Annotated in this window: 25 protein-coding genes and 1 riboswitch; of the genes, 13 read left to right on the plus strand and 12 right to left on the minus strand. The window is 62.8% G+C overall.

Going from position 1 to position 23232, the window contains the following annotated elements; all coding sequences use genetic code 11:
* Nucleotides 1-48: 48 nt before the first annotated feature.
* A complete protein-coding gene (locus ACWNZ3_RS06455) occupies nt 49-1569 on the minus strand; it encodes a pentapeptide repeat-containing protein (protein ID WP_496901585.1) in 1521 nt (506 codons plus the stop codon).
* A 169-nt stretch (nt 1570-1738) separates the two neighbouring features.
* Here ACWNZ3_RS06455 and yajC point away from each other — a divergent pair, with 169 nt between their 5' ends.
* The 3 genes from yajC to secF are packed head-to-tail and all read left to right on the plus strand — an operon-like array spanning nt 1739 to nt 4671.
* The gene (yajC, locus tag ACWNZ3_RS06460; RefSeq protein ID WP_067289430.1) at nt 1739-2017 is read left to right on the plus strand and encodes a preprotein translocase subunit YajC; all 279 of its coding nucleotides are present in this window, start codon (nt 1739-1741) and stop codon (nt 2015-2017) included.
* A 34-nt stretch (nt 2018-2051) separates the two neighbouring features.
* Nucleotides 2052-3701 carry a protein translocase subunit SecD gene (gene secD / locus ACWNZ3_RS06465; RefSeq protein WP_496901586.1) on the plus strand — a complete coding sequence of 550 codons (1650 nt, stop codon included), beginning with the start codon at nt 2052-2054 and terminating at the stop codon, nt 3699-3701.
* A 1-nt stretch (nt 3702) separates the two neighbouring features.
* Nucleotides 3703-4671, plus strand: a complete 969-nt coding sequence (gene secF, locus ACWNZ3_RS06470) for a protein translocase subunit SecF (RefSeq protein ID WP_269364969.1) — start codon at nt 3703-3705, stop codon at nt 4669-4671.
* 126 nt (nt 4672-4797) lie between these two features.
* Here secF and ACWNZ3_RS06475 read toward each other — a convergent pair whose 3' ends face one another.
* From ACWNZ3_RS06475 to ACWNZ3_RS06495, 5 genes are all read right to left on the minus strand, one after another.
* On the minus strand, nt 4798-5805 hold the full coding sequence (locus tag ACWNZ3_RS06475; protein WP_496901587.1) for a DUF6925 family protein: 1008 nt from the start codon (nt 5803-5805) through the stop codon (nt 4798-4800).
* A 6-nt stretch (nt 5806-5811) separates the two neighbouring features.
* Complete coding sequence (locus tag ACWNZ3_RS06480; protein ID WP_496901588.1) at nt 5812-5967, minus strand: adenosylcobinamide amidohydrolase; 156 nt, start codon at nt 5965-5967, stop codon at nt 5812-5814.
* A complete protein-coding gene (locus ACWNZ3_RS06485; RefSeq protein ID WP_496901589.1) occupies nt 5964-6275 on the minus strand; it encodes an adenosylcobinamide amidohydrolase in 312 nt (103 codons plus the stop codon). The genes ACWNZ3_RS06480 and ACWNZ3_RS06485 overlap by 4 nt, the downstream gene beginning before the upstream one ends.
* On the minus strand, nt 6272-6868 hold the full coding sequence (locus tag ACWNZ3_RS06490; protein WP_496901590.1) for a hypothetical protein: 597 nt from the start codon (nt 6866-6868) through the stop codon (nt 6272-6274). Before ACWNZ3_RS06490 ends, ACWNZ3_RS06485 begins: the two co-directional genes overlap by 4 nt.
* A 281-nt stretch (nt 6869-7149) precedes the next feature.
* A complete protein-coding gene (locus ACWNZ3_RS06495) occupies nt 7150-7746 on the minus strand; it encodes a TonB-dependent receptor (protein ID WP_496901591.1) in 597 nt (198 codons plus the stop codon).
* A 125-nt stretch (nt 7747-7871) separates the two neighbouring features.
* Nucleotides 7872-8078, minus strand: a riboswitch (cobalamin riboswitch).
* Between the two features lie 164 nt (nt 8079-8242).
* On the opposite strand from ACWNZ3_RS06495, the gene ACWNZ3_RS06500 reads away from it, so the two are divergent.
* The 6 genes from ACWNZ3_RS06500 to ACWNZ3_RS06525 all read left to right on the plus strand — a co-directional run bounded on the left by ACWNZ3_RS06500 (nt 8243) and on the right by ACWNZ3_RS06525 (nt 11455).
* Nucleotides 8243-8596, plus strand: coding sequence for an Mth938-like domain-containing protein (locus tag ACWNZ3_RS06500; protein WP_269365579.1), 354 nt, complete (start codon nt 8243-8245; stop codon nt 8594-8596).
* Nucleotides 8597-8685: 89 nt separating this feature from the next.
* Nucleotides 8686-9303, plus strand: coding sequence for a heme ABC exporter ATP-binding protein CcmA (gene ccmA / locus ACWNZ3_RS06505; RefSeq protein WP_496901592.1), 618 nt, complete (start codon nt 8686-8688; stop codon nt 9301-9303).
* Complete coding sequence (ccmB, locus tag ACWNZ3_RS06510; RefSeq protein ID WP_274576265.1) at nt 9300-9956, plus strand: heme exporter protein CcmB; 657 nt, start codon at nt 9300-9302, stop codon at nt 9954-9956. The genes ccmA and ccmB overlap by 4 nt, the downstream gene beginning before the upstream one ends.
* 83 nt (nt 9957-10039) lie before the next feature.
* Nucleotides 10040-10774 carry a heme ABC transporter permease gene (locus tag ACWNZ3_RS06515; RefSeq protein ID WP_269365577.1) on the plus strand — a complete coding sequence of 245 codons (735 nt, stop codon included), beginning with the start codon at nt 10040-10042 and terminating at the stop codon, nt 10772-10774.
* Nucleotides 10774-10929 (plus strand): heme exporter protein CcmD, encoded by a 156-nt coding sequence (ccmD, locus tag ACWNZ3_RS06520; protein WP_496901593.1) that lies wholly within the window; start codon nt 10774-10776, stop codon nt 10927-10929. The genes ACWNZ3_RS06515 and ccmD overlap by 1 nt, the downstream gene beginning before the upstream one ends.
* Nucleotides 10922-11455: a DsbE family thiol:disulfide interchange protein gene (locus ACWNZ3_RS06525; RefSeq protein WP_496901594.1), complete on the plus strand. Its 534-nt coding sequence runs from the start codon at nt 10922-10924 to the stop codon at nt 11453-11455. The genes ccmD and ACWNZ3_RS06525 overlap by 8 nt, the downstream gene beginning before the upstream one ends.
* A gap of 69 nt (nt 11456-11524) precedes the next feature.
* Here ACWNZ3_RS06525 and ACWNZ3_RS06530 read toward each other — a convergent pair whose 3' ends face one another.
* Both ACWNZ3_RS06530 and acnA read right to left on the minus strand, forming a co-directional pair.
* Nucleotides 11525-12211 (minus strand): SDR family NAD(P)-dependent oxidoreductase, encoded by a 687-nt coding sequence (locus ACWNZ3_RS06530; protein WP_496901595.1) that lies wholly within the window; start codon nt 12209-12211, stop codon nt 11525-11527.
* A 201-nt stretch (nt 12212-12412) separates the two neighbouring features.
* A complete protein-coding gene (acnA, locus tag ACWNZ3_RS06535; RefSeq protein WP_496901596.1) occupies nt 12413-15202 on the minus strand; it encodes an aconitate hydratase AcnA in 2790 nt (929 codons plus the stop codon).
* A gap of 224 nt (nt 15203-15426) precedes the next feature.
* Between acnA and ACWNZ3_RS06540 the strand changes: the two genes are divergently transcribed.
* From ACWNZ3_RS06540 to ACWNZ3_RS06550, 3 genes are all read left to right on the plus strand, one after another.
* Nucleotides 15427-16125, plus strand: coding sequence for a DUF1223 domain-containing protein (locus ACWNZ3_RS06540; protein ID WP_496901597.1), 699 nt, complete (start codon nt 15427-15429; stop codon nt 16123-16125).
* Nucleotides 16126-16571: 446 nt separating this feature from the next.
* Complete coding sequence (locus tag ACWNZ3_RS06545; RefSeq protein WP_496901598.1) at nt 16572-17093, plus strand: GFA family protein; 522 nt, start codon at nt 16572-16574, stop codon at nt 17091-17093.
* On the plus strand, nt 17086-17385 hold the full coding sequence (locus ACWNZ3_RS06550; RefSeq protein WP_496901599.1) for a DUF6958 family protein: 300 nt from the start codon (nt 17086-17088) through the stop codon (nt 17383-17385). Before ACWNZ3_RS06545 ends, ACWNZ3_RS06550 begins: the two co-directional genes overlap by 8 nt.
* 399 nt (nt 17386-17784) lie before the next feature.
* On the opposite strand, the gene ACWNZ3_RS06555 is transcribed toward ACWNZ3_RS06550, so the two are convergent.
* The 4 genes from ACWNZ3_RS06555 to purB form a co-directional block, all read right to left on the minus strand.
* Nucleotides 17785-18681 (minus strand): lysophospholipid acyltransferase family protein, encoded by an 897-nt coding sequence (locus ACWNZ3_RS06555; RefSeq protein ID WP_496901600.1) that lies wholly within the window; start codon nt 18679-18681, stop codon nt 17785-17787.
* 81 nt (nt 18682-18762) lie between these two features.
* Entirely contained in the window at nt 18763-19842 is a 1080-nt protein-coding gene (locus ACWNZ3_RS06560; RefSeq protein WP_496901601.1) for a flagellar motor switch protein FliG, read from the minus strand.
* Between the two features lie 62 nt (nt 19843-19904).
* Nucleotides 19905-20432: a hypothetical protein gene (locus tag ACWNZ3_RS06565; RefSeq protein WP_496901602.1), complete on the minus strand. Its 528-nt coding sequence runs from the start codon at nt 20430-20432 to the stop codon at nt 19905-19907.
* Nucleotides 20433-21484: 1052 nt separating this feature from the next.
* A complete protein-coding gene (gene purB, locus ACWNZ3_RS06570) occupies nt 21485-22804 on the minus strand; it encodes an adenylosuccinate lyase (RefSeq protein WP_269365554.1) in 1320 nt (439 codons plus the stop codon).
* A 205-nt stretch (nt 22805-23009) separates the two neighbouring features.
* Between purB and ACWNZ3_RS06575 the strand changes: the two genes are divergently transcribed.
* Nucleotides 23010-23228 (plus strand): DUF6500 family protein, encoded by a 219-nt coding sequence (locus tag ACWNZ3_RS06575; protein WP_496901603.1) that lies wholly within the window; start codon nt 23010-23012, stop codon nt 23226-23228.
* Nucleotides 23229-23232: the final 4 nt, after the last annotated feature.

Raw genomic sequence — 23232 nt, forward strand, 5'->3', positions numbered from 1 at the left:
TTGAGTCGTTGCGCCGCCTTATGGCGCAGATCGCGCCGGAACGGTAGGCTATTTGGGATCGGCGGGGTCCTGACCGATGGAACGCTGAAAGTCGCGCCATGCGGTTACGAAATCTTGATGGCTTAACCTATCTTTTGCCCACTGTGCAGGGGCAGCGATACCGTCGGGTAATATGACGCTGGCGTCAGCAAATGTCTCGTTAAGGTGAGGTTCAATCTGTGGCGAGTTCGCAAGACTCATGTTTTGAAAGCATGCTCCTCTGAAATTGGCCTCATCCAATCTGGTCAAATCATCTATCTTAACTTCTCGAAGTTTAGCTCCTTGGAGTTTAGCTCCCCAAAGGTCGGAACGATAAATCTCTGTTTTCCATAGCTCTGCTCCATGCAGAATTGTTTCGCTCAGGTTTGTTTGTTCGCATTTGCATTCCCATAGCGCTGCCCATTGCAACTGACAGCCATTCAAGTTCGTCTTGCGCAGGTCCACGCCTATGAGGGCACTTCCACGAAGATTAGAACCCATGCAGTTCGCTCTCTCCAGATTAGCGCTTGTCAAGTTTGCTCCTTCGAGTTGAGCGTTCTGAAGGTCTGCATTTATCAGTTGTGCCCCATTCAAAAACGCGCATTGCAATTTTGCTCTATAGAACCTTGCGCCTTGAAGTTGTGCTACATTGAGTTGCACACCTTGCATGTTTGCTTCCGAAAAGTTTGCATCGCGCAATTTCGCTTGCCAAAGCTTAGCCTTCTGGAGATGAGCATTGCGAAAATCAGCGCCTTCAAAATTCAGGCGGTTAAGTTCAAAGTTTTGAAGGTTCGTCTTTCGAAGATTCATGGAGATTTTTGAAGCTAGATTGCTTTTTAGTGTCGATAATTTTCCTACTGTTTGCACTGCTCTTTCAATATCGGTCCGTTTTGTCGTCAGACTATTGAGCCAGTCTTCACGTGTCTTTTGCTCATCGAAGGACTGCTTGAACTCTTCTTCACTGACTACGAATAGATCTCTCGTGCTCCAGACAAGATTGTTCGGAATTTCCTCAGGAGGAGCGTCTGTAGCTGAAAGCTCTTGCACATATGCGCATAGAAGAGTTGTTACTCGAATTGCTAGCGATGCATCGGCTCCAACAAGCCCCTCCAACCTGTCAATTGCACCGCTTCGCCGAATTATGTCGTCTTCCCAGCCGTTGCTGGCGATACCTTCATCGCTCCATTTCGTCACCTGTCGCTGCGCGTGCAGATCGGCAACAGCATTGTTCATCTTGTCATTGGTTAACGCCTGATCAACCAAACCGACCTGTCTTTGGGCGACCACGGACCGCCAGACCACAAATGGCGCACCGATCATCGCCACGATGATGCCGGTCAGACCAAATTTTGCGAAACCGTCCTGTGGCACTTCGCCAAAGACAGCCGTGCCCAGCAGCTTGAACGCGGCTGCAATCGCGAGGATGAACAACCCGCCGACAATCAGGGTCCCGGCGACCGTTATCAGCGGCCCGATTGCGCGAGCTTTGTGCCAATCGAACTTCTCAGCGAGGCCGAACCACGCCCGCACGCTGATTTCTTTCCTGTCCAAGAGATCACCCCCTAACCACCTTCCGCAGGATCACCCGCCCTGCGCCCATCTGTCCACCCATTCATTGCCCTTTCCACCTTGCACATGGACCTCACCGCGCTTAGGTTCCGGCAAAATTCGCGGTCGCGCTCTTTGGGGTCGGCCGGCCCCACCCAGAAGGACCATTTCCATGCAAGGTATCCAGCAATTCGTGCCGCTCATCCTGATCTTCGGGATCATGTATTTCCTGTTGATCCGTCCGCAGCAGAAAAAGGCCAAGGAACATCAGGCGATGGTCGCTGGCCTGCGCCGGGGCGACCAGGTGGTCACCCAGGGCGGGCTGATCGGCAAGGTCGTCAAGGTCAAGGAAGACGGCGAGATCGAGGTCGAGATCGCAGACGGCGTCAAGGTGCGGGTGGTGCAATCCACCATCGCCACCGTGGTTTCCAAGACCGAACCCGCCAAATAACCCGGCTTTCCGGCCGTGATGTAAAGGCAAGAGCATGCTTCAGATTGATCTGTGGAAGCGGGTTGTCATTGTCCTGACCTGCGTGGTGGGACTTTGGCTGGCGCTCCCCAACGCGTTTTACAGCCCCGTCGAACAACATAACGACGCGGTCAAGGCCATCGAGCAGGGCGGCGCCACGCCCGAACTTGAAGCGCAGCGCGATCTGTGGCCGGGCTGGATGCCATCGGGGCTGGTCAATCTGGGCCTGGACCTGCGCGGCGGCGCGCATCTGCTGGCGGAAGTCCGGGTGCAGGATGTCTACAAAAGCCGGATGGAGGCCACCTGGCCCGAGGTCCGCGATGCCCTGCGCAGCCTGACCCCGGTGCGCCGGCAAGAGGCCCCGGACGGCGAACTCAGGGTACGCCTGCAGGATGCCTCCAAGATGGCCGAGGCGATGGAGATCCTGCGCGGCCTTGCCCGCCCGGTGCAGACCCTGACCGGGGCCGGGGCCAGCGACATCAACGTGAGCGGCAATGACGGGCTGATCACCATCACCCTCTCCGATGCCGAAAAGCAGGCCACGGATGAACGCACGATGCAGCAATCTCTGGAGATCATCCGCCGCCGCATCGACGAGGTCGGCACCCGCGAACCCACGATCCAGCGCCAGGGATCGGACCGTATCCTGATCCAGGTGCCGGGCATCGGCTCGGCCGCCGAGCTGAAGGCGATCATCGGCACCACCGCTCAGCTGACCTTCAACCCGGTGGTCAGCCGCGGCACCGATGCCAATGCCAACCCCGGCATCGGCAATTCGCTGCTGCCCTCGCTGGACAACGAGGGCGAATATTACACCGTCGAGACCGCCCCGGTGGTCACCGGCGAGGAACTGGTGGATGCGCAGCCCTCCTTTGACCAGAACGGCTCTCCTGCGGTCAGCTTCCGCTTTGACACCACGGGCGCGCGCAAATTCGGCAAATACACCGCCGAGAACATCGGCTCTCCCTTTGCCATCGTGCTGGATGACGAGGTGATCAGCGCACCCGTGATCCAAAGCCATATTCCCGGCGGCTCCGGCATCATCACCGGCAATTTCACGGTCGAGGAATCGACCAACCTCGCGGTGCTGCTGCGCGCCGGTGCGCTGCCCGCCGGCCTCGACTTTCTTGAGGAACGCACCATCGGTCCGGAACTGGGCCAGGACAGCATCGACGCGGGCAAGGTGGCCACCATCGTGGCCTTTGTTGCCGTGCTCGCATTCATGTTCATGAGCTACGGGCTCTTCGGCATCTTTGCCAATATCGCACTGGTCATCAACGTCGGCCTGCTGTTCGGCCTGCTCAGCCTGATCGGCGCCACGCTGACCCTGCCGGGGATCGCCGGGATCGTCCTGACGGTGGGCATGGCGGTGGATGCCAATGTGCTGATCTTCGAACGTATCCGCGAAGAGCTGAAAACCGCCAAGGGCCCGGCACGCGCCATTGCACTGGGCTATGAAAAGGCGCTCAGCGCCATCGTGGACGCCAATATCACCACGCTGATCACCGCCGTGATCCTGTTCGCCATGGGCTCCGGCCCGGTGCGCGGCTTTGCCATCACGCTCGGCTTCGGCATCATCACATCCGTCTTTACCGCGATCTTTGTCACCCGTCTGCTGGTGGTGATCTGGTTTGAACGGGCGCGTCCCAAAACAATTGAGGTCTGACATGCGTTTGCGAATGATCAAGGACGACACGAGTTTCGACTTCTTCGCACGCTGGAAGCTCTGGCTGGGCATTTCGGGCCTGATGATGGTCATCGCCTTTGCCTCCTTCCTGATCCAGGGCCTGAACTATGGCATCGACTTTCGCGGCGGCACCACGATCCGCACCGAAAGCCCGCGCCCCGTGGTTGTTGCGGAATACCGCGATGCGATTGACAAGCTGGGGCTGGGCGACATCACCATCACCGAGGTGTTCGACCCCAGTTTCCGCGACGATCAGAACGTGGCGATGATTCGCATTCAGGCGCAGGACGAACAGCAGGCGGTCACCGTCGAAACCATCGAAGCGGTGGAACAGGCGCTGAAAACCGCGCGGCCCGACATCAAGTTCACTTCGGTCGAATCCGTGGGCCCCAAGGTATCGGGCGAGTTGATCCAGACGGCGGTGATTGCCGTGGCGCTGGCGATCGGGGCGGTGCTGATCTACATCTGGCTGCGCTTTGAATGGCAGTTTGCCGCAGGGGCCGTGCTGGCCCTTGTCCATGACGTGGTGCTGACGATCGGCATCTTCTCCGAGCTTGAAATCCGGTTCGATCTGGCGATCATCGCGGCACTTCTGACCATCGTGGGCTATTCGCTGAACGATACCGTCGTTGTCTTTGACCGGGTGCGGGAGAACCTGCGCAAGTACAAGAAACGCCCCCTGAAAGAGATCCTGAACCTGTCCATCAATGAAACCATGAGCCGGACATTGATGACCTCCTTCACCACCCTGCTGGCGCTGATCGCGCTCTTTGCACTTGGCGGTGACGTGATCCGGGGCTTCGTCTTTGCGATGATCTGGGGTGTGATCGTGGGCACCTATTCCTCGATCTTCGTGGCCTCGGCGATCCTGCTCTATCTCGGCGTCAAGCGCGACTGGTCCAAACCGGATGCGAATGCAGGCAACCAATACGCCAATATTGACGCCTGAGACGCCCGCGCCGGATCGACCGCAGGTTCGGTCCCAGGTGCGGCGCGGATCAGCTTTTGCGCTGCACCATCAGAAACGGGCCTGCGGGTTTCAGCGAAGTGTGATACCGCCAGTACGGCTAGCTTTTCAGTGCCCCGGATTTTCATCATCGGTTTCCGCGGGCAGGGTGCTGGCATCAAATGCAGTGCTCCAGCGGTCCAGCAGCGCGCAATCGCCCTGCAGACGCCGCCATTGCCGCAGCCCGTTGCGCAGCCCGGCGCGCCCGATCCGGGTCGCAGGCTCGGTGATGCTGCCCGGCTCCCGCTCCTGTTCAAGCGCTGCCCGGCACAGTGATTTCGCGGAAAGGTATTCCTGCGAACCCCATGCCTGCAACATTTCCTGAAACCTGTAAAAGGCGGCGCGGTTGAACGCCTTGTCCTCTCCCAGCCGTCCGGAAACCGGGCTCTCGGGGGGATAGCCCGCACAAGGCACCCAGCCTTCGGGGATCGGCGCATTGGCGGAATGGGTGCGCCCTGCGCGCAGAAGTTTTGGCAAGACATGCGTATGTGGCCCCTCGGGGGAGGTGCCGCCGGTATCCGGCCCGCCGATCATCTGAAACACCTCGACCCGGCCCAGCCGGGTCAGGGCAACGCGGTGTGGATGCGCCCTGAGGATGGCAGCCATGGCCGGATTGTCCGGATCCATCAGCGACCGGCCCGCGTTCGCGCGCAGAAGGGCCAGCAATTCGGGATCAGCGGTGCGGATGCAGAAATCGACCTGCGGTTGCGCCAGCCCCATGTCAAACAGGATGGCGGCGCGGTCCTGCGCCCGCAACGCGGCATCGTCCGGGCCGATCTCGGTCAGGATCGCGAGACGGTGCATCATGGCTTGCGCCTCGGGCAGGCAAAGCGACACCGCCTGCGACCAGCGATGGGCCCGGGGGCTGAGTGTTTCATAAGCCACCGGCCGCACATCCGACAGCCGTTCGATCCGCAGGCCGCCGCGGTGCGTCACCTGTGTCAGCGGCGCGGCAAGGGGCGGCGGCACCTCATCGCCAACATGGTGGAATTCGGCAATCGCCCCGAAAGATCCCATGTTCCAACCGGCCTGCGCATCCTGCAATCCCTGTTTCAGCACATTCTCAAGATCAAGCATGGTGTTTCATCCCCTTTGAACTGACCCGCTGTCCGACTTCCATTCCCTGACCCCTTGCAAGGTCGCGCGGTAGACCGCCGCCCCCAGGGCCTCGCCCACATCCGTGTGCAGCCCGGCGTAATCCCCGGGGCCGGCAGGTGCGGCCACCCCTTCGTCGATCACCGGCGTCGGCGCACCTGCGTGGCAATGCTCAGGGCCTCGATCAGCGCTGTCCGCGACAGCCCGGTGTTGAGCCGGACCGCAATGTTGATCGTGCCCCGGTCCCGCGCCTGCCTGTTGACGCGCATCCCCACACGTTCGGCATTCGATAGGCCCAGGGTGGCAATGCAGCGCACAGTTGTCCGGCCCGCCTTTGCGCTCTGGTCGGTGAAACGGGAGACATCGCGCGAGGTCAGAAAGGCCAGGGCATCCTGCATCTCGCGCTCAAGCTCAAGGCTCAGCCAGGGCCGCGCAAGGGAGACGCCGCTCATTCCAGTATGTCCAGCGGCTGAAAGACAAACCCCGATGCCGTTTCTTCCAGAAAGGCGCTGACGCCAAAGGTGTCGCGGACAAGCGCTGGGGTCAGCACCGCCTGCGGTGAGCCGTCGGCGGCAATGCCGCCCTTGTCGACGACGATCAGGCGGGTGCAGTGCCGCGCCGCCAACCCCAGGTCATGCAGTGACACGATCACCGCGCGCGCCTCCGCCGCCAGATCGGCAAAGCTGCCGCGGTATTCCAGCGCGGGGGAGGTCGATTCGCGTCCGTAAAGCGGATTGGAGGAACTGCTGTCCTTCTCGGTCTCAAGCAGCAGGTTCAGCAGATGGCCGGCCTCTGCCACGCTGCGCCCGTCCAGGCCGAAACTCAGCCGGTATTTCAGCGCTTCGGTCCGGGTAAGCGTCGGCGCGCCGCCGTTGAAGGTCGATTCGTGTCTGGTGTTCTCATAGGCCAGCCGATGGGTCAGCCGCCCCTCCAGCATCGCATATTCGCCGTAGACCCCTAGGTCGTGTTGACATTCATTGTCGCCCACCCGCGCGAGACGGATTTTGCCGCTGGCGCCCTGATGTGAGCGCAGCAATGTGATCATTGGAAGCGAACATCCGGGATGGCAGAGGCAAAATCCGCCTCGCCCCGCAGGGGTTTCGCCAAAATTGCCCATTTCTGCGTTACAGCGTCCCGCCTTTACTATAAGGCAAATCACATCGCCAATGTCCCGAGAGCGCGTAGCGCGGCAGGGTATTGGCGCTTCAATTTCAAGGCGGGGCGCGCAAAGAGAGCTTGAAATAGCTGGCTATTCCTGCGCTCTCTTGCCTGGAACTGAGCAATTTTGGACTGAAACGGGTGGGTGACAATGAATGTCAACACGACCTAGCGTCCGTTCGTCGAGGGTGCCGAACTGGGTCGGATCATCCACCACATAACCCGGCGCATCCGGCGCGAAAGAAATGCGGTTGCCGTTGTCCCGTTGCCCAGCTCCAGCGTGGCCGAATAGGTGTCGCCGATCCCGCCTTTTCGGGTAATGATATTGATAACCCCCGCCGAGGCGTTGGAGCCGTAATAGACCGAATGCGGCCCGCGCAGCACCTCGATGCGCTCGATATTGGCGGTTTCCAGACCGCTGAGAATATATTCGCCATCGCCGCCCGAGGCTTCGATCCCGTCGATCAGGATCAGCGTATGGTTTGCCTCGCCGCCGCGCAGGCGGACCTGGGTAAAACTGCTGCCGGATCCGTTGACCGACACGCCCGGCAAGGCGCGCAGGGCGTCCTGCACCGTGGCGATGCCGCGCTCCTCGATCTGTTGTGCCGTGACAACACTCGCCGCGCGGCCCAGTGCCTCGGCCTCGATCGGCGTCAGCCCGCCCGAGACAATGATCTCGCCCAGATCGAAATGATCCTGAGCCAGTGCAGCAGTGGTGAAGTATGGAACGACGGCTGCGGAAGCCAGAGCGGATGCAAGACGCATGAGATACCCTCGGTTGCGACCCCGACGGGCCGCCAGACGTTGAATTGTCTTTTGAGGGATGCCCCCCGCAGACGGTGAAAACACCACAAGCGGAAGCTCCGCAGTCCCGACGCCCCTCGCGCCCGAACAGGGTGAACACCTTGGCAGGTCTCCTGACTCGCGGGTCGTTGCTTGGCCGGACCTTCCCATCACATATGCTGTGACAGTGGTATGCGCCGGCTTTGCTCTCCGCCTACAGTTGCGGGGGCAGTCGTGGATTTGGCCGGAGGGCCGAACCACGTTCCCTATTAACCAGACGGCGAACCGTCCGGACCGAAGTACCCTTTGGATAGCGGCCCGAATCGTTTCGGTAAAGCCTGCATGGAAAAATTCTCTGCGCCGCCCGGCAGGGCCTGCGGCAAAGCACCCCGCCAGGGGCGTCTTTTTACCGCGCTGGCCTATAACGTCAGGGCCGCATCGGCTATGATCGTCCTGCCGCTTTGCAAAGGGATGTGACATGCGCTTGAACGAGATCGTCTTTACGGATGCGAAACCTGTCGAAGGCTATGGCCCCGGCTTTTTCCGCATCGGCGGGCAGGTGATCCATGGCCCGGTGATTGCCGGACCTGGCGGCATTCAGACATGGGCCGGGCTGCAGGACGACGCCGCGCTTCTGGCGCTCAAGGGGCAGGTTGACGTGCTCTTTGTCGGGACCGGCGCCGAGATCGGCCATCTGCCGGAAACCCTGACCGGCCCGCTGGAAGAGGCCGGCATGGGGGTGGAGGCGATGGCATCCCCCGCCGCCTGCCGCACCTACAACATCTTGCTGAGCGAAGGCCGCCGCATTGCCCTCGCGCTGATCCCCGTCTGAGATGCCCGGGCCGTTGTGCCCGCCCCGCCGGGGTGCCGCGCCGCAAATGACCGCTTTTGCACGCCCCGCCAATGGGTTACGCAGGGGGCATGATGTTACGTGTCGATGATCTGACCCTTGCCCGTGGCGGTGTGCCGGTTCTGACCGGTCTCAGCCTTGCGCTGGTGCCGGGTCAGGCGCTGATCCTGCGCGGGCCGAACGGCGCGGGCAAGACTACCCTGTTGCGCAGCATCGCAGGCCTGCAACCGCCGCTTTCGGGCCGCATCGAGGGCGCGCAGGACCGTGTCGCCTATGCCGCCCATGCCGACGGGCTGAAAGCGATGCTGAGCGTGACCGAGAACCTGGCCTTCTGGGCGCGGATCTTTGGCACTTCCGACATCACCCCGGCGCTGGATGCCTTTGACCTGCACGGGCTGGCGGACCGGCTGGCAGGCACCCTGTCGGCAGGGCAGAAACGCCGTCTGGGACTGGCGCGGCTTCTGGTCACCGGGCGGCCGCTCTGGGTGCTGGACGAACCCACCGTTTCGCTCGACACCGGGGCGGTGGCGCTCTTTGCCGCTGCCCTGCGCGCGCATCTGGCACAGGGCGGCGCGGCGCTGATCGCCACCCATATCGACCTGGGGATCGAGGCGCAGGTGCTGGACATCACCCCCTTCCGCGCCAGTGCTGCCACCCGCGCCGGCGCCCGCGACGAGGCCTTTCTGTGAGGGCGCTTCTGATCCGTGATCTGACGCTCGCGCTCCGGGCCGGGGGCGGCTTTGGCCTGGGGCTTGCCTTCTTCCTGATCGTGACGGTGCTGGTGCCCTTCAGCGTCGGCCCGCAGGCGGCGCTCTTGCAGCTCATCGCCCCCGGCGTGCTCTGGCTGGGCGCGCTGCTGGCCTGCCTTTTGTCGCTGGACCGCCTGCTGGCGCTGGATTTCGAGGATGGCACGCTTGACCTGCTGCTCACTGCCCCGCTGCCGCTGGAGGGGGCGCTGAGCGTCAAGGCTCTGGCCCATTGGCTGACCACGGGCCTGCCGCTGGTGCTGGCCGCCCCGGTGCTGGGCGTGCTGCTGAACCTCGCACCGCCAGGCTACCTCTGGCTTGTCGTTTCGCTGGCGCTGGGGACACCGGCTCTGTCGGTCATCGGCTGTTTCGGCGCGGCGCTTACCGTGGGGATCAAACGCGGCGGGCTGCTGCTGTCGCTGCTGGTACTGCCGCTTTACGTGCCGACCCTGATCTTCGGGGCCGAGGTCGCCCGGCGCGGCGCAGGCGGGCAGGAGGTGACCACACCACTGCTGATGCTGGCCGGGATCACCTGCGCGGTGATCGCCCTGATGCCCTTCGCCTCTGCCGCCGTGCTGCGCATGGGGCTGCGATGAGCGGCCCGGCCCCCCATACCCCCGGTCAATCCGTCGCGCCGTCGTCTATTGAGCACCGCCGCGCGGCAGAGTAGGAGTAGCCCATGTCGATCTGGAGTTACGCAAACCCGGTGAAATTTCTCACCCTGAGCGCGCGGGTACAACCCGTGCTCTGGGTGCTGTCGCTGGCCTGTGTCGCGACCGGGCTGATCTGGGGTTTCTTCGGCACGCCCCAGGATTACCGCCAGGGCGCAACGGTCAAGATCATCTACCTGCATGTCCCCGCCGCCCTGATGGCGATCAACGCCTGGTTCATGATGCTGGTCGCCTCGCTGATCTGGCTGATCCGCCGCCACCATGTCAGCGCGCTGGCGGCCAAGGCTGCCGCACCTGTGGGCGTGGTGATGACCGTGATCGCCCTGCTGACCGGCGCGATCTGGGGCCAGCCGATGTGGGGCACCTGGTGGGCCTGGGATCCCCGGCTTACCTCCTTTCTGATCCTGTTCCTGTTCTACCTGGGCTATATTGCCCTGTGGGAAGCCATCGAAGACCCCGACACCGCGGCCGATCTCACCTCGGTCCTGTGCCTTGTCGGGTCGGTCTTTGCCGTGCTCAGCCGATATGCCGTGCAGTTCTGGAACCAGGGTCTGCACCAGGGCACCTCGGTGCCGGTGGCGACAGGCGGGCGCAGTGTAGACGATGTGTTCTTCTACCCGCTGGTGATCTGCATGATCGGCTTTGGCCTGCTCTTTGTCGCGCTGGTGTTCTACCGCACCGGCACGGAAATCCGACTGCGCCGTGCCGCCGCGCTGCGGGCGCGGGCGGGCAGGGCGGCATGATGCCGGAGCTGGGAAAATACGCGGTCGAAGTGCTGTCGGCCTATGCGGTGTCGCTGCTGCTGCTGGCGGTGCTGGTGCTCTGGACCCTGCGTCGGGGCCGCGCCGCACGCGCCACACTGGACGCCGCTGAAAAAGAGGCCGGACGCCATGGTTAAGCCCCTGATGATCGCCCCGCCGCTGATTTTCGCCGCCTTCGTCGCGCTGGCCGCTGTCGGCATGTTCCGCGACGATCCCGAAGGTCTGCCCTCCACCCTGGTTGGCCAGGCTGCCCCCGGCATTCCCGAAGCGGCGCTGGAAGGGTTCCCGCCCGCCACTGCCCGGATGCTGGCATCGGGCGAGGTCACATTGGTGAATTTCTGGGCCAGCTGGTGCCCGCCCTGCCGGGTCGAACACCCCAAACTGCTTGAACTGGCCAAGGCCGGCCTGCCGATTGTCGGGATCAATTTCAAGGATCAGGCAGGCACCGCGCGCAGCTACCTTGAGGATGAGGACAACCCCTTTGTCGGCGTCGGTTTCGACCCGCAGGGGCGCACCGCCATCGACTGGGGCGTGACCGCGCCGCCGGAAACCTTCATCCTGGATGGTGACGGCACCGTGCTGTTCCGCTTTGCCGGGCCGCTGGTCGGGTCTGATTACGAGCAACGCTTCCTGCCCGCGCTGAACGCGGCGCTGGGGCGATAGCGCGGGAAAAGAACTTAATGCCTCCGGCGGGGAATATTTCTTGCCAAAAAGAAAACGGGGGCCCGGCTGTCAGAGCCGGTAGCCGCCCGATACCGTGATGGTCTCCCCGGTGATGAACCCTGCCGCATCCGAGGCGAGGAAGCGGACCACCTTCGCGACATCTTCCGGCACGCCGTGACGCCCCAGGGCGGTCAGATCGGTGAAGGCCTTGATCAGCTCGGGCGGGCGGGGGTTTTCCACCCGTTCGATGGCGCCGGGGGCGACGCCGTTCACGCGAATGCCGCGCGGGCCCAGTTCCTTGGCCATGGCGCGGGTCCAGCTGTTCAGCGCGGCCTTGCTGGCGGAATAGGAGGCAGCTCCGCCTGCGGGGAACTGCGCGTTCACCGATGAGATGTTGATCACCCGCGCCCCCCGCGACAGATGCGGCAGGGCGGCGTTCAGCAGGGCCATGGGGGCCGCCACATTGACCAGATGATTCAGCGCCGGATTGCCATCGTCCATCTCGATCGCACCGGCATTGTTGACGATCACGTCCAGCCGCCCGAAGGTTTTGAGAACTTCCGCGATGATCCGATCCGCCGCCGCAGGGTCGGCCAGATCGGCCCTGATCGCTTGGACCGCCGGATGCGCGCCCAGCAAGGCATCGGGCGGTGTCGCATGATAGGTGGCCGCCACCCGGTGGTCGCCTGCCAGATCCGATGCGATGGCGCGCCCGATCCCCCGCGCCGCGCCGGTCACAAGAACAACTTCCGTCATTTTCCAGGTGCCTTCTGCTCTGCCCCGCCGCAACATCCGGACCCGACGAATTAACTGGTTGTTTACAGAAAGTTACCCGTGGGGATCCGGCTCCCTTGTTTCCTCAACATGGCCCGCGTCACGGCCAAGTGCAACCGGATCACGAAAAAACCCGCCGCGACGGGCGCGGCGGGTTGGTTTCAGTCGCTCTCGCGGGCGGGGTTATTCCGCTGCGATGGCGTCGTCCCTGGCCAGGTCGCGCAGCACGTAATGCAGCACGCCGCCATGTTCGATGTATTCGATCTCGATCGCCGTATCGATCCGGCACTTGATCATGATCTCTTTCTTGCTGCCGTCACCCATGGTGATTTCGCAAGGCACTTCCTGCAGCGGCTTGATGGTGTCGAGACCGGAGATGGACACTGTTTCATCCCCTGTCAGACCCAGCGATTTGCGGGTGTCGCCACCTGTGAACTCGAAGGGGATCACCCCCATGCCCACCAGGTTGGAGCGGTGGATACGCTCAAAGCTTTCCGCGATCACCGCCTTGACGCCCAGCAGGGCCGTGCCCTTGGCCGCCCAGTCGCGCGAGGAGCCGGCACCGTATTGTTCGCCGCCGAAGATCACCAGCGGCGTGCCGTTTTCCTGATGCGCCATGGCCGCGTCAAAGATCGAGGTCTGCTTGCCATCGGGGCCCTTGGTATAGCCGCCCTCGACGCCGTCCAGCATCTCGTTCTTGATGCGGATGTTGGCGAAGGTGCCGCGCATCATGACCTCGTGGTTGCCGCGACGCGAGCCATAGGAGTTGAACTCCCGCACCGGCACCTGACGCTCGACCAGATACTGACCGGCGGGGGTGCTTTCCTTGAAGGAGCCCGCGGGGCTGATGTGGTCGGTGGTGATCATGTCGCCCAGCATCGCAAGAACCTTGGCGTTCTCGATGTTGGTGATCACGCCCGGCTCCGGGGACATGCCCTGGAAATAGGGCGGGTTCTGCACATAGGTGGATTGCGGCGGCCAGTTGTAGGTCTTGGCATCCGTGGTCTCCACGCTCTGCCATTTTTCGTCGCCCTTGAAGACATCGGCATATTTCGACTGGAAGCTCTCGCGCGTCACGGTCTGCTCGACCAGCTCGGCAATCTCCTGCGTCGTGGGCCAGATGTCTTTCAGGTAGACGTCATTGCCGTCCTTGTCCTGACCCAGCACGCCATTGGCCAGATCGACGTTCATGTCACCCACCAGCGCATAGGCCACCACAAGCGGCGGAGACGCGAGGTAGTTGGCACGCACGTCGGGCGAGATGCGCCCTTCGAAGTTGCGGTTGCCCGAGAGGACCGAGGTGCCGATCAGGTCATAATCGTTGATTGCCTTGCTGATCGCAGGCTCCAGCGGGCCGGAGTTGCCGATACAGGTGGTGCAGCCGTAACCGACAAGGTTGAAGCCGATGGCATCCAGATCCTCCTGCAGGTTGGCCGCCTCAAGATAGGCGGAAACAACCTGGGAACCGGGGGCGAGCGATGTCTTGACCCAGGGCTTGCGGGTCAGGCCAAGCGCCCGTGCCTTGCGCGCCACCAGGCCGGCACCGATCATCACATAGGGGTTCGATGTGTTGGTGCAGGAGGTGATGGAGGCAATGACGATGGACCCGTCATGCAGCTGGTAATGGCCATCCTCGGTCTGCACATAGCCGCGCTTGTGGCTGCCTTCGTCACCGGGGATCTCGCGGGGCTCGGGCTGGCCGCCTTCACCTTCCCAGGTGACTTCCTGCGCCTTGGAGGCGTCCTTGCCCGCGCGCAGGCCCTTGACGTATTGGCCGAATGCCGTGTGCGCGGAGGTCAGCGCGATATAGTCCTGAGGACGCTTGGGGCCCGAGATTGCGGGCACGATGGTGCCCATGTCGAGCGTGAGCGTGTCGGTGTAGACCGGTGCATAGTTTTCGTCGCGCCACATGCCGTTCGCGCGGGCATAGGCTTCGACCAGGGCGATGCGGTTCTCGTCACGGCCGGTGGTGCGCATGTAGCGCAGGGTCTCGCCGTCGATCGGGAAGAAGCCGCAGGTGGCGCCGTATTCGGGGGCCATGTTGGCGATGGTCGCGCGGTCTGCCAGCGGCAGGGTATCGAGCCCGTCGCCGTAGAATTCCACGAATTTGCTGACCACGCCCTTTTCACGCAGCATTTCCACGACTTTCAGCACCAGGTCGGTGCCGGTGGTGCCTTCCATCATCTTGCCGGTCAGCTCGAAACCCACGACCTCGGGGATCAGCATGGAGATCGGCTGGCCCAGCATCGCGGCCTCGGCCTCGATCCCGCCGACGCCCCAGCCCAGAACGGCCATGCCGTTGACCATGGTGGTGTGGCTGTCGGTGCCGACCAGCGTGTCGGGATAGGCCACTTCCTCGCCGTTCTGATCCTTGTCGGACCAGACCGTCTGCGCGAGGTATTCCAGGTTCACCTGGTGGCAGATGCCGGTGCCGGGGGGCACGACGCGGAAGTTGTTGAAGGCCTTCTGGCCCCACTTGAGGAAGGTGTAACGCTCGATGTTGCGTTCGTATTCACGGTCCACGTTCATCTGGAAGGCGCGGGGGTTGCCGAATTCGTCGATCATGACCGAGTGGTCGATGACCAGATCCACCGGGTTCAGCGGGTTGATCTTGTCCGGGTCGCCGCCCAGGGCCACCAGACCGTCACGCATCGCGGCAAGGTCGACTACGGCCGGCACGCCGGTGAAATCCTGCATCAGCACGCGGGCCGGACGATAGGCGATCTCGCGCGGGTTCTGCCCGCCTTTCTGCGCCCATTCGGCAAAGGCCTTGATGTCGTCCACGGTGACCGTCTTGCCATCTTCGAAACGCAGCATGTTCTCCAGCACCACCTTGAGGGCGGCAGGCAGTTTGGAGAAATCGCCCAGGCCCGCCGCTTCGGCTGCGGGGATGGAGTAATAGGCGATCTTCTGATCGCCTGCGGTGAGGGTCTTGCGGGTTTTGGCGGTGTCCTGACCAACTTGAATCGTCATGGATAGGCTCCCTTTGCTATGAACAGGTGGCGGTGGTTACGGCCTAGATGACCTATTGCCGCCCATGTTTCAATGGCAATTCCCGGCATAAGCGCGAAATTGTATACTATTGTATACCGAGGCCCGTTAAAATGGCGCTTTGCCATCTCAAGAAACATTGATTGGTTATTTCAAAGGCGCAAAGATACTACTTGCCGGGGTCCCGACTTGCCGAATGGAATCAAATGAAACATCTGCTGCCCCTGGTCACCGCCTTGAGTCTGGCCGCCGCATATCCCGCTGCCTCTCAGCAAAATCCCGTGGTGGTGGAGCTTTTCACCTCCCAGGGATGCTCAAGCTGCCCGCCTGCGGACGCCATGCTGGAAGAACTGGCCGAGCGTGATGACGTGATCGCGCTGGCGTTGCATGTGGACTATTGGGATTACATCGGATGGGAAGATCCCTTTGGCGAAGCCGCCCATGCGGACCGCCAGCGCGCCTATGCGCATACCGCCGGGCGGCGGTCGATCTTCACGCCCGAGATGATCGTGCAGGGCGAGACCGATATCGTCGGCGCCAAGCCGATGAAGCTGGGCAAGGCCATCGCGGAACATGCACAGCGCGCGGCACAGGTCGAATTGACCCTCGCGCGCGAGGGGAATGCCCTGCGGATCGATGCGACGGCGCTGGAGACTCTCGCCGGCCCGGTGACGGTTCATATGCTGCGCTATACCCCGCACCGCACAACGGAGATCGAGCGCGGCGAAAACCAGGGCAAGACACTGGGATATGCGAATATCGTCGAAGGCTGGGAAGTTCTGGGAAGCTGGGACCCCGCAGCGCCTTTGTCGATGACATCGGTTCTGGAAGGCGACAAGCCGGTTGTGGTGATCCTGCAGAGCAAGGGCACCGGACCGATCCTGGCGGCACAAAGGCTGCGGTAGCCTGCCGGGCGCAGGCATGGCTTACGCGTTGCGATGTTTACGTGAAACAGGCGCGACCACCTGACGGGTTGAAATCCTTGGTTTCGGGCCGCGGCAGGTAATTCAGATCAAAACCGAAGCGCGTTCGGGTCCGGACCAAAGGTGGTTCCGGGATCGGGATGGCTTTGGTCCTCTTCTCATCATCAGGCGAATTCCTGACCTGCGTCCTTTGGCGCGGGGGGAGGGCGGGAGCGGGAATATGCCCCGCGACCAGTTCTGTGTCCTGTGCAGGCCCGGTTTCCCAACCCCGGCAAGAGGCAACGATGGTGGCGGTTTGCTCCGTTGACAATATACATACCGCTTGGTATGTATATTGTCATGACGCAACCAGACCAAGATGCACCAGCGCGGAAAGGCCCGGGGGCGGCACGCCGCCCTGGCCCTGCCGGAACCGGGGAGAACGTGACGTGACCAAGATTACCTGCACCTGCGGCAACGTCACGATTGCCCTGGACGGTCCGCCGATTCTGACCGCCGAATGTCATTGCACCTCCTGTCGCGATGCGGCCGGGCGTCTTGCGCCCCGGCCCCCGGTGCAGGAAGAAAACGGCGGCACGCGGTTCGTGATGCAACGCAAGGACCGGCTGCGCGTTCTGAAGGGGTCGGATCATCTTGCTTCTTTCCGCCTGACCCCGAAATCCGGGACCCAACGGATCGTCGCCACCTGCTGCGCCGCGCCGATGTGGCTGGAGTTCAGGGGCGGGCATTGGCTCAGCATCTATGCCGCCCGTTGGCCGGATGGCAGCGCACCTGCGCCCGCGCTGCGGACCATGACCCGCGATGCGCCCCCCGGGACGGCGCTGAGTGACGATATTCACAATGCCGGAACGCAATCGGCGGGCTTCATGGCACGCCTGTTCTGGTCCTGGGTCCGGATGGGGTTTCGTAATCCGCAAGTTGTTGATGTGAAAGGAGTATATCATGCCTGATGACAAGGTTGAGGTTGAAAATCCGAATACTCCGGGGCGCAGCCAGCGCCTGAGCCGCGTGAAATACGATGCGATGCGCGCGGCGCTGCTGCGGGTCTTGCCGGATGATCCGCCGGGCCTGAAGGTGGCCGAGGCAAAGGCGGCGCTGCTGCCCCATCTTGATGCCACATCCTTTCCCGGGGGCGAGAAAGCCGGGTGGTGGCTGAAGGCCGTGCAGCTTGACCTTGAGGCCAAGGGGGTGATTTCGCGGGCGAAGGGCAGCCCGGTGCGGCTGTACCGGTTGACGTCCTGAGCGGCAGTTGTGCGACATGATGCAATCCCTTGATGGGATTAGGGAAATTTCTGTTTCGTTGCACGATGGGCGAGGAGAAAGGGCGGCCTGTGGATGCCTCGCATCGGGGGCGGCGTTCCTGGATGCGCCCCGCCTGGGCCGTTTTCCGCGGGATCTTTTCGCCCGGCCGAGATCCATGACCCTCCCGTGTAGACATGTCATTTTTGACATGTCTACACGGGAGGGTCATGGACGTCTGAACGTCTGAACGCTCAAACCCCCGAGTGGCTATGCTGCTGTCGGGCGTGGCGGCTGCGCGGCTTTGCACTTGGGCTGCGATCCCGGCTTTCCGGGCAGATGGATCACCCCGGCGCGGAACGATTACCCCTGTGTCCCCATCCTCAGGCTGGTGCGGATGCGTTATTCCTCGGGCCGCCAGCGGCGGTGAACCCAGAACCATTGTTCGGGATGCGCGCGCACCTGTGCGGACAGGCTGTCATTCAGCGCCTGGGTCATGGTTTCGGGGTCGCTTGGCGGCACCGGCGCCTCTAGCACGCAGCGGAAATGCACGCCGTCCGGCTGGCGAATGCCATAGAAGGGGATCAGCAGCGCGTCATAGCGCAACGCCAGTTCCGCGGCAGAGACCGCTGTGCGCGCGGGCGCGCCCATGAAATCAAGCACCGGGGCGAATTGCACATGCTGGTCAAACAGCAGCACCAGATGCCCCCCCTCCCGCAGGTGGCGCACGAAACCCGCCGTGCCGCGCCGGCCCTGGGGGAACACCGGCCCGCCGAAAGCCTCCATCGTCTTGACGTAATGCGCGTTGAAATAGGGGTTCTTCATATCGCGGTAGAGTCCGCCGATATCATGGCCGCGCGCCACCAGGGCGGCGCGGGTCGCTTCGTAATTGCCGAAATGCCCGGTGACCAGGATCACCGCCTGGCCCCTGGCGGCGGCCGCTTCCAATGCGGCCATGCCGGGGCCTTCGGGGATGACATCGGCCATGCGCGCCGGGAAATCCTGCGCCGAGTAGTTTTCGATAAAGGTGCGGCCGGCGTTGTTCAGGCAGCCATCCGCGATCTCGCGCCGCCGGGCGGGGGGCAGATCGGGACAGATGCGCGCCAGATTGTCCAGCGCGCGCCTGCGGTAGCCTGCGGCGGGCCCCAGCACCCGCTGCACCAGAGCGCCGACAAAACGCAGCCGAGTCTCATAGGGCAGGGCAAGGGCGCAGCGGATGATCCCGACGATCAGCGCATTGGTCAGGTAGTGGCCCATTTTGCGCGCAAGGGCAGGCGGGGCGGCAGAGCGATCGGGCATGAAACCATGTCATTGATGAAGATCGTCCTGACATAGCCCGCGCAGCACGGCGCAACAAGGGCCGGGACCCGCAGCCGCAGGTCAGGCGCTGTCGTCGCTGTCGTCTTCCGCGTCCACCAGCAGCAGATTGCCGGTGCTTTCCATTTGCCGGATGGTGCGGACAACCTCGCTCATCGCCTCCTCTGCCTCGGCGGCTTTGACCTTGCCCGCATCCTTGATGTCCTCGCGCAGTTGGTCGGCCATGCGGCCCGACATGTTATCCAGAATGAAGGCCATGGTGTCGCCGTACCCCGCCGCCTCGGCCCCGGCCAATGCGGTCAGCAGGCTTGCCGGCGGCACCTCGCGCAGGATGCGCGGTATGTCGCGGCGGGCAATCCGGCTGGGGATATTGGCAAAGGTGAAGATGGCCTTGCGCACGGCATTGGCAAAGCTCTGGTCGGTTTCATCCAGCCCGGTCAGCACATCGTCGCGGGTCAGCGTGCTGGAGGAATTCAGGATCGCACCAACGCGCGATACCGGGTCGCTGTCAAAGGCGCGGGCGGGCTGCGCATCAAGCTGCATGGCCAGGGACAGGCCGATCCGGTCAACCGCATCCGGGGTCACGGCACCGGTCAGCGACACGGCATAGGTGATCCGCCGCGCCTGCGGTCCGGGCAATTGGCCCAGCAGTTCGGCAGCCAGGGGCACGGGCAGTTTCGACAGCATCACCGCTGCCACTTCGACGCTTTCATTCTGCAGCACCGGCAGGAGTTTGTCGGCGCTCAATTCCCTGAGCCGGGCCCAGGGATCGCCCGATTGGCGCACCCCCGCTTCCTTGCGCAGCCGCAGTGCCGTCTGGCGGCTGATCTTGCCGTCCAGCACATCCAGCGCGCCCGCGATGCCGGGGGGGAAGGCCAGGCCGATGCTTTCGATTTCATCGGCGAATTCGGCAACCACGGCGGATAGGGTGTCACGATCCACCAGCCGCATCGACCCCATCTGATGGGTCAGCGCCTCCTGCAGCTCATCGGGCAGATCCTCAAGCGGGATGTCGGCCCCTTCGTTGAGCAGCAGGCGCACCACGATCGCCGCCTTGGCACGCCGGCTGAGAGAAGGCCGCGCGCCGCCCGTGTCAAAAGAGGGCAGCGGCGCGAGGGAGCCCATGGGCACCATGTCGTTCATCTTTGCTGTTTCCTGTCTGAACCGGGGTGGTTGTGACAGGCAAAGATGAACGAATTCTGAAATCAGTAGCTGAAAGTCTGGCCCGTCGCGATGGCCTGCCGCAGCGAGGCCTCGGCCCAGGTGCCGGAGCCGCCATGGGCGCGGATCGCCTTGAGCTGCTCCATGGCATCGGCCACCTTGCCTTCGGCGACAAAGCCTTGACCCATGTAGGACCGGGCCAGCACATTGGCCGGGTTGACCGCCAGCGCGCGCTGGTAATAGCCCATCGCCAGATCGGTCTGGCCCATCTTGCGGTGGGTAAAGCCCAGATAGGTCAGGGTGCGGTCATCGTCCTGGGGCATTTCGGCCAGCACGACCTGCGCATCGGCATAGCGGCCCGCATAGGCCAGTTCGCGCACGGTTTCATATAGGCTGTCCATGTCCAGCCGGCTGTCCTGTGCATCGACGCAGGTCTTGGTTTTCTTGTCATAGACCTGGCCGTCTTCGCACTTGGGTTTTTCCGGCGCGGTTTCATTGCCGCTTCCGGCGGCAAGCAGCGGGCCCGCGGCCAGCGGCAGAACAAGGACTGTTGCGAGGGTAAGAGCCTTCATCAGGAATCTCCGGGCTATCGTTACGAGAGGGTGACTTTTTAAGTTAAAGGTAATCTAGAGAAGAGTAGCATCAAAAGCGCGGAAGTAAGACAGGGTCGCGCGATTGTGACCGCGGGGCCGGCTTTTCGTAACATCGGCGCGGAAACGTGAAAGAGCGCCGACAGGACAGGCAGCGCTCTGTCTTCATCATCTGGCCGGATCAGGTGCTGACCGGCATGCAGGACTTGGTGGCGCTGTCATAGGTCGTGCCGGTGGCACAGGACATCGCCTATTTCTCCTTGCCGTGGAAACATCCCTCCGCAAGGCTGAGTGTGGGCACCGCGGTGAGGGCAAGGGCAATCGCAAGGGTCTTGAACGTCATGATCGGTCTCCTTTTGCTTGATTGGCTTGGGATGAATGGGGCCTGATCCTAATCTACACCGATTGCGCATCATTTCAAACAATCCCGCAACCTCTGCGGTAACCCGGCACCAATCGGCCCGGATTCCGGGCAGGGGTCTGTGATTTGGCACTGCGCCTTTCAGATGCCGGGCAAAACCGATTTTCCTGGAACATCGCTGACGCGGATTGCTCGGGAAAATCGATCTTCGTAGCGAGCGCAGCGAAGGGCAGATCTGGGCCCAAACCTGTACTCTCAAAGCGAAGCCTATTGCCAAAGCAAAGCTTTGGCAGCGCCCGAACCGCCCCCACGGGGCGGGCGCTACTCGCCCACCCCTCGGTTCGGGCGCGACCTGTTTCGGGTGTTGGACATGTCAGCAAAGCCCGCTCACCTGACCTTCACGCGCCTTGCAGAGAAGCGCCGGTAATGGGCCAACATCAGGTGACGACCGCCGCTGACAGGATGCATGAATCCGTTGCACCGAGCCAAAGATGCGCGGCGTTCGACAGCGCCACCGTGCCCCACCGCTGCGGTGGGGGCGGATAAAGTGTTTCCGGCATAAGACGCCAGGGGCAACGGTCAGAGCCTGAAGCGTTTCAGGATATGCCTGACTCGCTTGTTCGCCACCTCTCCCTTCGGTCGAGCGCGAAAAGGGGTCTGCGATGTGTCAGCTTTATCCCGAAACGCTGTGGTCGCCAAAGACGCGGGCAAAGATCGTGTCCACATGTTTGGTGTGATAGCCCATGTCGAATTTCTCTTCGATCTCCGCGGGAGAGAGAGCGGCCAGCACCTCTGCATCGGCCAGAAGCTCGGTCTTGAAATCCGCGCCCTCTTCCCAGACCTTCATCGCGTTGCGCTGCACCAGCCGGTAGCTGTCTTCGCGGCTGACGCCCGCCTGTGTCAGGGCCAGCAGCACGCGCTGGGACATCACCAGACCGCTGAACTTGTTCATGTTGGCCAGCATGTTGTCGGGGTAGATCAGCATCTTGTCGATGACCCCGGTCAACCGGTTCAGCGCGAAATCGAGGGTGATCGTGGTATCGGGGCCAATGGCGCGTTCGACGGATGAGTGCGAGATGTCGCGCTCGTGCCAGAGGGTCACGTTCTCCATGGCCGGGATCACCGCCATGCGCACGGTGCGTGCAAGGCCGGTCAGGTTCTCGGTCAGCACCGGGTTCTTCTTGTGCGGCATTGCCGAGGAACCCTTTTGCCCGGCGGAGAAGAACTCGGCCCCTTCCAGCACCTCGGTACGCTGCATGTGGCGCACTTCGGTCGCGATGTTCTCGATCGAGCTGGCCACCAGCCCGAGCGCGGCAAAGAATGCGGCGTGGCGGTCGCGGGGGATGACCTGGGTGCTGATCGGTTCGGGCGTCAGGCCCAGCTGGGCGCAGACATGTTCCTCGACGCGCGGGTCGATGTTGGCAAAGGTGCCGACAGCGCCGGAAATCGCCCCGGTCGCGATTTCCTCACGCGCGGTTTTCAGGCGGCGCAGGTTGCGGTCCATCTCGGCGTAAAAGCGGGCAAAGGTCAGGCCCATGGTGGTGGGCTCGGCGTGGATGCCGTGGCTGCGGCCGACGCGCAGGGTGTCCTTGTGCTCCAGCGCGCGGCGCTTCAGCGCGGCCAGCAGCGCCTGGGTGTCAGCGATCAGGATGTCGGCGGCGCGGGTCAGCTGCACGTTGAAACAGGTGTCGAGCACATCGGAAGAGGTCATGCCCTGATGCACGAAGCGCGCCTCGTCACTGCCCACATGTTCGGCCAGATGGGTCAGGAAGGCGATGACATCGTGTTTGGTGACGGCTTCGATCTCGTCAATCCGGGCGACGTCGAATTCCACGTCCCTGGCCTTCCAGACCGCCTGCGCATTCTCGCGCGGGATCACGCCAAGCTCGGCCATTGCGTCGCAGGCATGGGCCTCGATCTCGAACCAGATGCGGAACTTGGTCTCGGGAGACCAGATGGAGACCATCTCGGGGCGGGAATAGCGGGGGATCATGGGGCACCTACCTGGAAAGCTGACGTTCGCCCGGTGCATAGACCGGGAGGGGGACAAGGACAAGCGGGCGGCAGCTTTGCACGCGGCGCAACAGCGGCGAAAGCCGGGTTGCGTGGCAGAGACCGGATTGTACATGCCAGATGTTCGCGGTATGTTCCGGTTGCGACGGGTCCAGGCCTGTCAAAGACAGGAAGGACGCGCCCTCATGAGTGCCACGCTCAGAGCCAAAGCCATCGCGGTTTGCAATGAGAAGATCGCAAAGAAGGGAGAGACGGTGGGTCTGTCGTTCTATGCGTTCTTTGCCAACCGCAATGATGACCCGGAACTTCTGATGGAGGCGGCGGAATGGTGGATCAGGACGCATGAGCTTGACCATTTCGAGAAGGCGGTGAAAATCCGGGAGATGATCTCCTCCGGCGTCTGAGCCG

The sequence above is a fragment of the Sulfitobacter sp. IGS-18 genome (genome assembly GCF_059628195.1).